This is a genomic window from Rhizobium sp. 10N427 (assembly GCF_056394605.1).
Window position 1 is genome coordinate 190,492 of record NZ_JBFTID010000005.1, and the last position, 12,195, is coordinate 202,686.

General features: G+C 62.1%; 12 protein-coding genes. 7 read left to right on the plus strand and 5 right to left on the minus strand.

All coding sequences use genetic code 11. The annotated features are described in order from the left end of the window. The first annotated feature begins 77 nt into the window (after positions 1-77). The 3 genes from AC1DIJ_RS13010 (at position 78) to AC1DIJ_RS13020 (ending at position 3,370) form a co-directional block, all read left to right on the plus strand. Positions 78-1,451, plus strand: a complete 1,374-nt coding sequence (locus tag AC1DIJ_RS13010; RefSeq protein WP_112386420.1) for a pilus assembly protein TadG-related protein — start codon at positions 78-80, stop codon at positions 1,449-1,451. 148 nt (positions 1,452-1,599) lie between these two features. Beyond that, positions 1,600-2,730 (plus strand): site-specific DNA-methyltransferase, encoded by a 1,131-nt coding sequence (locus AC1DIJ_RS13015; RefSeq protein WP_112386419.1) that lies wholly within the window; start codon positions 1,600-1,602, stop codon positions 2,728-2,730. Positions 2,731-2,899: 169 nt separating this feature from the next. After that, complete coding sequence (locus AC1DIJ_RS13020) at positions 2,900-3,370, plus strand: DUF6790 family protein (protein WP_112386418.1); 471 nt, start codon at positions 2,900-2,902, stop codon at positions 3,368-3,370. 75 nt (positions 3,371-3,445) lie between these two features. On the opposite strand, the gene AC1DIJ_RS13025 is transcribed toward AC1DIJ_RS13020, so the two are convergent. The 5 genes from AC1DIJ_RS13025 to mutY are packed head-to-tail and all read right to left on the minus strand — an operon-like array spanning position 3,446 to position 6,692. Further along, a complete protein-coding gene (locus AC1DIJ_RS13025) occupies positions 3,446-4,366 on the minus strand; it encodes a hypothetical protein (protein ID WP_112386417.1) in 921 nt (306 codons plus the stop codon). A 9-nt stretch (positions 4,367-4,375) separates the two neighbouring features. Then, positions 4,376-4,603 carry a hypothetical protein gene (locus tag AC1DIJ_RS13030; RefSeq protein ID WP_112386416.1) on the minus strand — a complete coding sequence of 76 codons (228 nt, stop codon included), beginning with the start codon at positions 4,601-4,603 and terminating at the stop codon, positions 4,376-4,378. Between the two features lie 17 nt (positions 4,604-4,620). Further along, positions 4,621-4,986, minus strand: a complete 366-nt coding sequence (locus AC1DIJ_RS13035; protein WP_112386415.1) for a nuclear transport factor 2 family protein — start codon at positions 4,984-4,986, stop codon at positions 4,621-4,623. A 2-nt stretch (positions 4,987-4,988) separates the two neighbouring features. Next, complete coding sequence (locus tag AC1DIJ_RS13040; RefSeq protein WP_112386414.1) at positions 4,989-5,597, minus strand: HAD family hydrolase; 609 nt, start codon at positions 5,595-5,597, stop codon at positions 4,989-4,991. Between the two features lie 3 nt (positions 5,598-5,600). Beyond that, positions 5,601-6,692 (minus strand): A/G-specific adenine glycosylase, encoded by a 1,092-nt coding sequence (gene mutY / locus AC1DIJ_RS13045; protein ID WP_112386413.1) that lies wholly within the window; start codon positions 6,690-6,692, stop codon positions 5,601-5,603. Between the two features lie 95 nt (positions 6,693-6,787). Here mutY and AC1DIJ_RS13050 point away from each other — a divergent pair, with 95 nt between their 5' ends. The 4 genes from AC1DIJ_RS13050 (at position 6,788) to AC1DIJ_RS13065 (ending at position 11,870) form a co-directional block, all read left to right on the plus strand. Beyond that, positions 6,788-7,273 (plus strand): DUF721 domain-containing protein, encoded by a 486-nt coding sequence (locus AC1DIJ_RS13050; protein WP_112386513.1) that lies wholly within the window; start codon positions 6,788-6,790, stop codon positions 7,271-7,273. 50 nt (positions 7,274-7,323) lie between these two features. After that, entirely contained in the window at positions 7,324-7,497 is a 174-nt protein-coding gene (locus tag AC1DIJ_RS13055; protein ID WP_162705928.1) for a hypothetical protein, read from the plus strand. A 128-nt stretch (positions 7,498-7,625) separates the two neighbouring features. Next, positions 7,626-8,318, plus strand: a complete 693-nt coding sequence (locus AC1DIJ_RS13060; RefSeq protein ID WP_112386412.1) for a DsbA family protein — start codon at positions 7,626-7,628, stop codon at positions 8,316-8,318. Positions 8,319-8,408: 90 nt separating this feature from the next. Continuing rightward, positions 8,409-11,870 carry a chromosome segregation SMC family protein gene (locus AC1DIJ_RS13065; RefSeq protein ID WP_112386411.1) on the plus strand — a complete coding sequence of 1,154 codons (3,462 nt, stop codon included), beginning with the start codon at positions 8,409-8,411 and terminating at the stop codon, positions 11,868-11,870. Positions 11,871-12,195: the final 325 nt, after the last annotated feature.

Below are 12,195 nucleotides of genomic sequence, written 5' to 3' on the forward strand. Positions count from 1 at the left end.
AACGCTTCCATGCTTACTCTATATTATCGAATGGTGTGCATAACGGCACTATATTTTAGCTCCGAGGCATACTCAAAATGCGTTCTTTACGTCCCTTTCTCAAGGACCGGCGTGGCAATTTCGGTGTCATGACGGCAATCCTGATGGTGCCGCTGCTCGGCGCTGCAGGTCTTGCTGTCGACTACAGCGACCAGAGCGAGCTTCGGACCGAACTGATGGAGGCAGCCGATGCCGCAGCCCTCGGCGCCATCTCCCCGCAGTCGTCAGGCTACAAGGCGATCCAGTCGATGACCGGCGACGGTGAGGTCAGCATTGCCGAGCAGGATGCGCAACAGATGTTCATGGCACAGCGCTCAAGCGGCCTTAGCCAGACTGCCGGCTCGCTGCCTATCAACGTTTCGATCAAGGTCGCCAAGCAAAGCGGTGTCGTCACCTCCACCGTCAATTTCGGGACGCAGGCGCCGACCACGTTCATGAAGATCCTGGGCATCAATTCCATGCCTGTCAGCGGCACGGCGACCGCCTCCAGCGGCGGCATGTCAAGCGCCAGCTACACCGATTTTTACCTGCTGCTCGACAATACCCCGTCGATGGGCATCGGCGCGACGCAGGCCGATATCGACGCGCTTGTGAAGGCGACCGCAAATGCCCCGGATGCCGCGGGCCGCAACTGTGCCTTCGCCTGCCATATGGTCTGGGGCAGCGGCGTCGAAAACACGGACAGCAACTATCTCATCGCCCGCGCCAACGATATCACGCTGCGGATCGACGTGGTGACCGAGGCCGTCAAGGGGCTTATGGACGACGCGGCCGGGGAAACCCAGCCGAACCAGTACCGCTTCGCCGCCTATACGTTTGGCGCCGCGGCCTCTGAAACGGCGCCCTATTACGGCATCCAGCGGATCGCAACCCTGACCGGCGATCTCTCGACCATGCGCAACGCCATTGGCCAGATCAACCTGATGACGACGCAGCACCACCAGTTCAACGAGGATGCGCTGACGAGCTTCGACACGGCGTTGACCAGCATCGGCAAGGAAATCAAGACCGATGGCGGCACCGGCGCCAGCACCGGCGACCGCCAGGAAGTGGTGTTCTTCGTGACCGACGGCCTGGGCGACAGCCGCAAAAGCAGCTGCACCGGCGGCTCCTGGTGGTCCAACCCCGACCGCTGTCTGCAGCCGATCGACCCGAAGCTCTGCTCGGCGCTGAAGGATCGCGGCATCAAGGTCGCCGTGCTCTACACCACCTACCTGCCGATCCCCACCGATCCGATCTGGAACCAGGCGATCAATCCGGTCTTTGCCAAGAATATCGGACCGAACCTGAAAGCCTGCGCCACCGAGGGGCTGTTCTTTGAGGTCAAACCCACCGACGACATGGCCGCCTCGATGTCGGCCTTGTTCAGCAAGGCGGCGAGCGCCACGAGCGGCCTCAGGCTGACGAATTGAGGGGAGGCGGGCCAGGTGCCTGCCTTTTCATTTTCTGCGTGTATAGTTCGATAATTTCCCGAAATCGCTCACCGCTTCAGGCTTTGGTAACCAAACTGGGTAACCATAACGGTCAGTTAAAAGCGTAAGTGTATGAGCGAGTAACATAATGGCGTCTGTCTTTCCGCTTGCCGATCTTAAGACCTCCGTTAAGCCGGATTCCTGGATCGACACGATCATCAAGGGTGATTGTGTCGCGGCCCTCGAGGCCCTGCCGACCAATTCCGTCGATGTGATCTTTGCCGACCCGCCCTATAACCTGCAGCTCGGTGGCACGCTGCACCGTCCCGATCAGTCGCTGGTCGATGCCGTCGATGACGAGTGGGACCAGTTCGCTTCCTTCGAGGCCTATGATGCCTTCACGCGCGCATGGCTGCTGGCCTGCCGCCGCGTTCTGAAGCCGACGGGCACGATCTGGGTCATCGGTTCCTATCACAACATCTTCCGCGTCGGCGCCACACTGCAGGATCTCAATTTCTGGATCCTCAATGACATCGTCTGGCGCAAGACCAACCCGATGCCGAACTTCAAGGGCCGCCGGTTCCAGAACGCCCATGAGACGATGATCTGGGCAAGCCCGGATGCCAAGGCCAAGGGCTACACCTTCAATTACGATGCGCTGAAGGCATCGAACGACGATGTGCAGATGCGCTCGGATTGGCTGTTCCCGATCTGCAGCGGTGGCGAGCGCCTGAAGGGCGACGACGGCAAGAAGGTTCATCCGACCCAGAAGCCGGAAGCACTGCTCGCCCGCGTCATCATGGCCTCCTCGAAGCCCGGCGATGTGATCCTCGATCCGTTCTTCGGTTCGGGCACGACGGGCGCCGTCGCCAAGCGCCTCGGCCGCCACTTCGTCGGCATCGAGCGCGAGCAGGATTATATCGATGCGGCGTCCGCCCGCATCGCCGCCGTCGAGCCGCTCGGCAAGGCGGAGCTGACCGTCATGACCGGCAAGAAGCAGGAAGTGCGCGTCGCGTTCAACGTTCTGGTCGAAAGCGGCCTGATCAAGCCCGGCCAGGTGCTCTACGATGCACGCCGCCGCCACAGCGCGATCGTCCGCGCCGATGGAACCGTGGCCTCCGGCGGCGACGCCGGCTCCATTCATCGCCTGGGCGCGAAGGTCCAGGGCCTTGATGCATGCAACGGATGGACATTCTGGCATTTCGAAGACGGGCAGACCCTGCGCCCGATCGACGATCTCCGGGCCGTCATCCGCAGTGATCTGGCAAAGGCCGAATAACGTAAGCCTTTACCGATCGAGACTACCTTCTTCCGGTGTTTGTACCTCCAGTTACGGAAGAAGGCTCATGGCGCCCGGGATCAACACCCCGGGCGCCTTTCTTTTGATCTTGCTAACTTGCCGCGTCCCATCGTTAACTGGCAGCCAATGCGTGATCTTGGGGGCTGTCATGTATTTCGCAACAGTGCTTTTGTTGATGCTGGTATTGCCCGTCGTTTCCGTGATTTCGGAAGCGGTCTTCGCCGGCAATGCCGATCTGCTTTTTCTCGTCGGCAGGTGGTTCGTGTTCTGGGGCGTCGGCCTGCGCCTTCTGCTCGCTGGTCTCAAGCAGGTCGCCCAGCCGTCCTTTACGGCTGAAAAGATCTTCGGCATCACTGACGAGAAAGCCTTTGCGCTGGTCCAGGAGATCGGCTTCGGCAATCTGTCGATCGGATTGCTGGGTGCAGCGAGCCTTTTCCAGCCGAACTGGGTAGTGCCGGCTGCACTGGTCGGCTGCATTTTCTTCGGTCTGGCTGGGCTGAAACACCTTACGCAGCCGTCGAGGAACAGAAACGAGACCATTGCCATGCTCTCCGACATCGGCATCTCTGCCGTGCTTGCCATCTATCTCGCCGCCCACGTCCTGACTTTCGCAGCGTAGAAACGCGTCGCGTCAGGCAAACAGAAAAACGCCCGGAACGTATCCGGGCGTCTAGTTTGATCGCAGGTCGGGCTTTCAGTGTCTCAGAAGCGCCTCGCGCTCTTCATCGTCATCCCGCTGGCGTCCACCGATCGCGGCCGACACACTGGCGATGAAGGCGCCGACGAGCAGCGACATGGCGCCGATCAGCGCAACACCCGATGCCGTCTTGCGGGCCGTATCGGCGGCCTTCTGCGCCGCTACCTTCGCATCATCGATACGCTTCAGCACACCATCGACGCGGGTTTTTGCATCGGCTTCGGAAAGCCCGGTGCGCGAGGCAACCACTTGGTCGAGATAGGCACGATCGTCGGCAGAGATTTCGCCCTGCGCGGCACCGCTGACCAGCACGCGGGAAATCTCGGCGCTGACCGCTTCGTTGCTCTGGTTCTCAGGCGCAGCTCTGCCATCAGCCGGGCGCAGCAGCGCATCGGTGAAGTAGGATGTCGAGAAGCCGCCCGTATTGTCTGAACCGGACACTGCAGCCGCGGCTCCCGCGCCACCCACTGCCGCCGTTGCTCCAACCGCAGTCGCGGTCGCACTGGCACCGGCACTGACGAGCGAGGATACCGCCGAGCCCAGCAGGCCGATAACAATAAGCGTTGCCAATGCCCAGGCCAGAAAGCCATGCGCCGTATCGCGGAAGAACACCTCATAGGTGTGAACCCCGACCCACTTTGAGCGAAGCCGGCCGGTGATATAGCCGCCGAGCGCCGACGACGCCCATTGCACGACGATCAGCCACACAGCCGCCGTCGCCCCGATCGTCGCCAGCGAACTGCTGCTGTTGGCGAAGGGTGAAATCATCGTCAGCCCCAGTCCGGAGCCGATCAGCATGAATATCAGGGTGATCGCCGTGGCGGCCAGCGTGCCGGCGAGAATCGGTCCCCAGCTGACGGCCGAGGACGACGATTCCTGCGGAGCGCCGGTAACGACGCTCGATACGGGTTGCGACATCGTGATCTCCTAGTGCCAGAACAGAAGGATGATCAGGATCAGCGGAATCGGAACCCCGAGAAACCAAAGCAAAATACCTCTACCCATCCTATTCCTCCTGCCGGCTCTGCCGGGCTGCTGATTGATGCCTGCCGCAAGTGAAGCGGCTGAGATCAAAACAACCGGAAAAGAAGAATGTTCCTGAAGTCTTTCAGCTGGTTGTGCGATTTGCAGAAATTGTTGCGCAAAGGGCGGCATCGCTGCCGCCCTTCTGGTCAGAATGCCTGATAATCGGTTACCTGCACATGCGTGACGCGGCCATCCTCGTTGAAGGTGATGGTTTCCTCGCCCTCGCGGATCAGCGGCTTGCCGGTGCCGCTATGCGTTGCCCGGACCGACCAGACCGCGCGCCCGGCCCGCGGGCTCACCTTTTCCACCAGCATGTCGATCGCCGTCTGATCCGGGTAATCGTCGAAATACTTGCGGAACGCCGTCATGATCTGCTCGCGCCCGGCAAGGCTGCCGACGCCGTTCGAGACGTAGGTCGCGTCATCGGCGAAATAGTTCTCGATCGTCTGGAAATCGAGCGCATTGATCGCGCCATGGAAAAGCTTGATCTCTTCAACCGGATCGAATGCCATGATCAGATCTCCACGCCATGTGTTCTGAGGTCGGCGCGCAGCTTGTCCGCACCGGTGAAATGCACGGCCTGCCAGCCGGCTTTCTGCGCGCCTTCGACATTGGCGACGGTGTCGTCGATGAAGATGGATGTTGCCGGATCGAGGCCGAAGCTGTCGGCATGCATCTCGTAGATCGCCACATCCGGCTTGATCAGCTTCACATCGCCTGAGACGGTAACGCCGCGCGTCTTCGTCAGGAAGGGATAGCGAACCTGCGCCTCGCGAAACGTGTCGGACGCGAAATTCGTCAGCATCGTCACGTCATGGCCCCGGGCGATCAGCTCTTCCATCACCACGACGCTGTCGTCATAGGCATGCGGCACCATCTCGTGCCAGTATTTGCGGAAGTGCCGGATCTGCTCTTCGCGCTCCGGATGCGCGTCGATCAGCAGCGCCTCGGCTTCTTCCCAGGAGCGACCGCGGTCCTGCTCGATGTTCCAGTCATGGGTGCAGACATTGTCGAAGAACCACTTGCGCTCTCCGGCATCGGGGATCAGCCGCTGGTAGGGCAGGCTCGGATCGTAGTGGATCAGCACTTTACCGATATCGAAGACAATATGATTGATGGGCATCTATCATTCCTTGACTGATTTGAACGCGAGAGGAATAGCCGCTGCGATCGCTTTTTTCATGATCGTCGGCAGCGCCTGGGCTTCAAGATTTGTAACCGGTTCCCACCATCCGTCATTGATTTCAACGGGATCGGCGATCGCCACTCGATAGATCTGCAGCCTGAGCTCGAAATGGGTGAAGACGTGGATGACGGTGCCGCAGGGCTGCCATTCCGCAGGGAAGGGCGCGGCATCCGTGCCCGTCGCGCCGTCGATCCGCGCCGTCCACCCCGTTGTCGGAACCTCCGTCATGCCGCCGAGCAGCCCGCTTTCGATCCGCCGCCGCAGCAGAATCTCGCCCTCTTCGGTGACCGCGACGAAAGCCGCACCCTGCCGCACCGGCCTATCTTTCTTCGCAGCCTTCACCGGAAACAGCTCCGGATCGTGCAGCCGCAATGCCTCGCACGATCCGTTGAACGGACAGAGCGAACAGGCAGGACGCTTCGGCGTGCAGATCGTGGCGCCGAGATCCATCATCGCCTGGGCGAAATCGCCCGGCCGGTCGGCGGGCGTCAGCAGCACCACCTTCTGCTTCATCAGCGGCTTGCCCGTGGGCAGCGGCGTCGAAATGGCATAGAGCCTGGAAATCACCCGCTCGACATTGCCGTCCATCACGGCCGCCTGCCGGTTGAAGGCGATCGCGGCAACGGCTGCCGCTGTATAGTCGCCGATCCCGGGCAGCGATTTCAGCCCCTCTTCGCTATCCGGAAAGATGCCGCCATGTTCGGCGGCCACGGCCTCGGCGCATTTCTTCAGATTGCGGGCGCGGGCGTAATAGCCGAGCCCCGCCCAGGCCGCCATCACGTCGTCGCTGGGCGCTGCCGCCAGATCGTTGACCGTCGGCCAGCGCGCCAGGAAATTGGCGAAATAGGGCTTTACCGCCTGCACCGTCGTCTGCTGCAGCATGACCTCGGACAGCCAGATGCGATAGGGATTGGCCTTGACGCCGCGCGCCGCCATCGGCGGCGAGATGCGCCAGGGCAGATCGCGATGGTGGCGGTCGTACCATTCGAGCAGGGGCTTTGCGCTAGGCGCGGTCAATGTCTTTGAAGTCATCGTTTACCGGAGGCAGGGGAGTGGCCTATAATTGGCGAAGCATTGCCGCGGATCAAGGCGGCCCTGCCGATTGGCGGCAGCATCAGAAGGTTTCGATGAGTTATCCACGCAAAGGTGAGAAGCAGATCTCCGAACTGGCCAACGGCCTGATCGATCCGGTGCTCGCCAAGCGCGCCGGCATCAACACCGCGCTGCTCGGCTCCTGGGACGAGATCGCCGGCGAGGACTTTGCCGATTGCACCCGGCCCGAAAAGATCGCCTGGGCCCGCGGCGGCGAGGACGGCACCTACAAGCCCGGCGTCTTGACGATCGCCTGCGAGGGTGCTCGCGCGCTCTTCCTCACCCACGCCCAGAGCGAACTGATCCAGCGCATCAACAGCTTCTTCGGCTTCTCCGCCGTCCACCAGATCCGCATCGTCCAGAAACCCGTCTCGCAGGCCAGCAAACGCTCCCGCACCCCGCCGCCGCTGAAAGGCGAGGCGGCCCGCAAGCTCGAAGGCATGCTGGAAGGCATCGAGGGCGACAAGCTGCGCGAGGCGGTGAAGCGGCTGGGTACGGCGGTGCTGGGGAAACGGCGGTAGGTTTGCGATTTGGACGACCTCTGGATCGGGTTTCAGGCGAGGAGCGGGCGATGTGTGAGGACAAGGCGATTGATAGTGATTGTGAGGCATCGGACGAAACGATGCACCGGAGCATCCGGGACTCGATCAATGACTCAGGTATCGATATCGACGCCGAAACCGTCTTCGATCGCATTGAGGAGCATCACGCGAAGCGGATTTCCACTTCTGACCAGGTCAGATGAAGAACAATTCATCCCTTAGCCTTTGCAAGGTCACAATTCTTTGAAGAAAGTTGGCGAAGCGTGCCTTGTTCGCGGCCTTTAGCCGTTATATCGCACATTCAGCCGCTACTCTTGCTTATGGGGAATCCATGCACATCTCTGAAATGCAAATGACGAAACGCCAGCTCCTGAGCGGTGTCGCCGCTGCAGGCGCGACTTTGGCGCTCTCCACGGCAGCGCAGGCGGCGGTCGAAATTCCGCAGCCGGAAGGCGATGTCGACATGGAAGCGGTGCTGAAGCACGGCGAACTGCCGGAAATGGCGCTCGGTCCGGAAGATGCCAAGGTTAAGATCGTCGAATACATGTCGATGACCTGCCCGCACTGCGCCCACTTCCACAACACCACCTTCGACGAGATCAAGAAGAAGTATGTCGAGACCGGCAAGGTCCGCTTCATCATCCGCGAATTCCCGTTCGATCCGGCCGCTGCCGCAGCCTTCATGCTGGCCCGCTGCAACGCTTCCGATCCGACGAAGCTCAGCACGCCGGAACAGTATTTCCCGATGGTCTCGATGCTCTTCAAGCAGCAGGAAACCTGGGCCGCAGCCGACGATCGCCGCGCAGCCCTTCTGCAGATGTCCAAACTTGCTGGATTTAGTGAGGATAGCTTTACGAAGTGCTTGACGAACCAGAAGCTTCTGGATGAAGTGAATGCTACGCGGGAAAGGGGCTCCAAGGAGTTCGGCGTCAACGCGACGCCTACTTTCCTGATCAACGGCAAGCGTTACGCTGGGGACATGACGGTTGACTCCATGTCGGCACTTATCGACAGCCTGCTCTGAACCGTACCCTCTTGATTTGACGGGCGGCCCTTTCGGGCTGCCCGTCTTTTATTTTGTGCCTCTTCTTTTCCCCGTCGGGGAGAGGGCCGCATGAAGTTCAACAAGCTGCGCCTTGTCGGCTTCAAATCCTTCGTCGAACCGGCTGAATTCATCATCGAGCGCGGGCTGACCGGCGTCGTTGGTCCGAATGGCTGCGGCAAGTCCAATCTCGTGGAAGCGCTCCGCTGGGTGATGGGCGAGAATTCCTACAAGAACATGCGTGCATCCGGCATGGATGACGTGATCTTCTCGGGCTCCGGCAACCGCCCGGCGCGAAACACCGCTGAAGTCGCGCTCTATCTCGACAATGCCGATCGTACCGCGCCTGCCGCCTTCAACGACAGCGACGAAATCCAGGTGACGCGCCGCATCGAGCGTGAGCAGGGATCGGTCTACCGCATCAACGGCAAGGAAAGCCGCGCCAAGGACGTGCAGCTGCTGTTTGCCGATGCCTCCACCGGCGCCCGGTCACCGTCGATGGTCGGGCAGGGCCGTATCGGCGAGCTGATCTCAGCAAAGCCTCAGGCCCGCCGCCAGCTGCTCGAAGAAGCGGCCGGCATCTCAGGCCTGCATTCGCGCCGCCATGAGGCCGAGCTTCGCCTGCGCGCCGCCGAAGGCAATCTCGAGCGTCTCGACGACGTCACCTCGCAGCTCGAAAGCCAGATCGAAAGCCTGAAGCGTCAGGCTCGCCAGGCCAACCGCTTCAAGACGCTGTCTGCCGATATTCGTGCCCGCGAGGCCATGCTTCTGCATATTCGCTGGGTGCAGGCCAAGGAGACCGAAGCCGAGGCCGACAGCGCGCTGAACCAGGCCACCGTCGTCGTCGCCGAAAAGGCGCAGATGCAGATGGAGGCGGCGAAGACTCAAGGGATCGCCAGCCTGAAACTGCCGGAACTGCGCGAAGGGGAAGCTCGGGTCGCCGCCGCGCTGCAGCGCCTGCAGATCGCCAAGACGCAGCTGGAAGAGGATGCCAACCGCATCCTGCGCCGCCGCGACGAGCTGACCCGCCGTCTGGCCCAGCTTGCCGAGGACATCCGCCGCGAAGAGCGGCTGGTCTCCGACAATGCCGAAATCCTCGCCCGGCTCGATGCCGAAGAGGCCGAGATCAACGATATCCTCGCCGATTCCGGCCGCCATGCAGAGGAGCTGCGGGAAGCCTTCGAGGAAGCGGCGGCCAAGCTTGCCGACAGCGAACGCATCTTCACATCTGTGACCGCCGAGCGCGCTGAAGCCGCTGCCGGCCGCAATCAGCTGGAACGCGCCACCCGCGATCTCACGGATCGCAAGATGCGTCTGGAACGCCAGATGGACGAGGCGAACCGCGAACTGACGGCGATCGCCGAGAAGGTCTCGGCTCTGCCGGATCCGGAAGAGAAGCGCGCCATGGTCGAGGCAGGCGAGATTGCCCTTGCCGAAGCCGAGGCAGGCATCCAGGCCGTCGAGCAGGCGCTTGCCGAAGCCCGGCGTACGGAAGCCCTGTCGCGCGCGCCTGTCGATGAGGCGCGCTCTAAGCTGAACGGCCTGGAAACCGAGGCCCGCACCATCCAGCGGATGCTGGCGGCCGGTGCCGCCGCAGGCGAGTTTCCGCCGGTCGCCGAAGAGCTGCGGGTCGATCGCGGCTTCGAAACGGCGCTCGGCGCCGCGCTTGGTGACGATCTGGAATCCCCACTCGATCCGAAGGCGCCGGCGCACTGGTCGGAGAATGGCGACGGATTGGCCGATCCGGCACTGCCGTCAGGCGCTGTCCCGCTGTTGAACCATGTGCGGGCGCCATCGGCACTTACCCGCCGCCTGAAGCAGATCGGCCTCGTCGCCGCGGCCGATGCCCATCGTCTTGTGCGCGACTTGAAGCCCGGCCAGCGGCTTGTGACCCCCGAAGGCGCCGTCTACCGCTGGGATGGCCATGTCACCGGTGCCGATGCCCCGAGTGCTGCGGCACTCCGGCTCGCTCAGAAAAACCGCCTGGCGGAGCTCGAAAACGAAGTCTCGATCGCCCGCGATGTGCTTGCCGAGGCCGAAGAACAGCTTGCCGTTGCCGCTGAAGCGATCCGCGGCGAGGAGCGCCGGCTGAACGACGCCCGCGACATGAGCCGCCTGTCCGCCCGTCATCTGGCCGAAGCGCGCGAGGCGCTGGCCGCGGCCGAGCGGGCCTCCGGTGATCTCGTCCGCCGCCGTGACGTGGTGGCCGAGGCCGTCAGCCAGCTGCAGTCGCAGCAGGAAGACATCGCTATCCAGGAAGAGAATGCCCGCATCGAGCTCGAGGATGCGCCGGATCTGACGGCGATCGACGAGCGCCTGCGCCTGCAGCAGATGGAAGTCGCGACCGACCGGGGGCTCGCTGCCGAAGCGCGCGCCCGCCACGACAGCCTGAACCGCGAAAACGATGCCCGCCAGCGCCGCATCGTCGCCATTGGTCAGGAGCGTGAAACCTGGCGCCAGCGCGCGTCAAGCGCCGAAGACCATATTGCCACGCTGCGCGACCGCGAAGAGGAAGCACGCGAAGAAGCCTCAGAGCTGGAAATGGCGCCGGATGAATTCGACGACAAGCGCCGCGCGCTGCTGACCGAACTGCGGAAGGCCGACGAGGCCCGCCGCGCTGCCGCCGATCTTCTGGCCGCCGCCGAGCTCGTCCAGCGTGACGCGGACCACAAGGCCGCCACCGCGCTATCCGAACTTGCCGAAAGCCGCGAGCGCCGCGGCCGCGCCGAAGAGCGTCTCGTCTCGGCCCGCGAAAAGCGGCAGGAAAGCGAGGGCCGCATTCGCGAGGCGCTGAACGTCGCGCCGCATGAAGCCTTCCGCCTGACCGGCCTTCAGCCTATGCAGTCGATCCCTGATCCACGCGAAGTCGAGCGTGATCTGGAACGGCTGAAGATCGAGCGCGAGCGCCTCGGCGCGGTCAACCTGCGCGCCGAGGAAGAGCAGAAAGAACTCAGCGACAAGCTGGAAGCGCTGATCAAGGAGCGCGACGACGTCATCGACGCGATCCGCAAGCTGCGTGGAGCGATCCAGAGCCTCAACCGCGAGGGCCGCGAGCGCCTCATTGCCGCCTTCGATATCGTCAACGCCCAGTTCCAGCGGCTCTTCACCCATCTCTTCGGCGGCGGTACCGCCGAGCTGCAGCTGATCGAATCCGACGACCCCCTGGAAGCTGGCCTCGAAATCCTCGCCCGCCCGCCCGGCAAGAAGCCGCAGACCATGACGCTGCTCTCCGGCGGCGAGCAGGCGCTGACGGCGATGGCGCTGATCTTCGCGGTCTTCCTCACCAATCCGGCGCCGATCTGTGTGCTCGACGAAGTGGACGCGCCGCTCGACGATCACAACGTCGAACGCTATTGCAACCTGATGGATGAAATGGCCGCTTCGACCGAAACTCGATTCGTGATCATCACTCACAATCCGATCACGATGGCCCGCATGAATCGCCTCTTTGGTGTAACGATGGCCGAGCAGGGTGTCTCGCAGCTTGTATCCGTCGACCTGCAGACTGCTGAGCGTCTGCGCGAAACCGCTTGAAAACAAAGGCGTTTCGAGAAAACCCCAAAAAAGTTAGGGTCTTGCTCATACGTTAACCCAATTGGGTGATGCTTTCCCCTTGTTTTTGCATTAGAAGTTGTCCTTAGCGAATGAGGAGATCGCCGAAAAACGATTTCTGTCGCGCATGTTGGATAATGCTGACAACTCCGGGACGAGGGCAAAACCGGGCTTGATGGCATAGGTGGACCCCCCGTCCAGTTTTCCTGGCTGGACGGAAATAAGGCTTTGCGGGACCGTTGTTGCAGTCCCGCAAAGCTTTTTTTATGCGTTCCCCACATTCAAACGGTTTGATGTGCTGCATTGA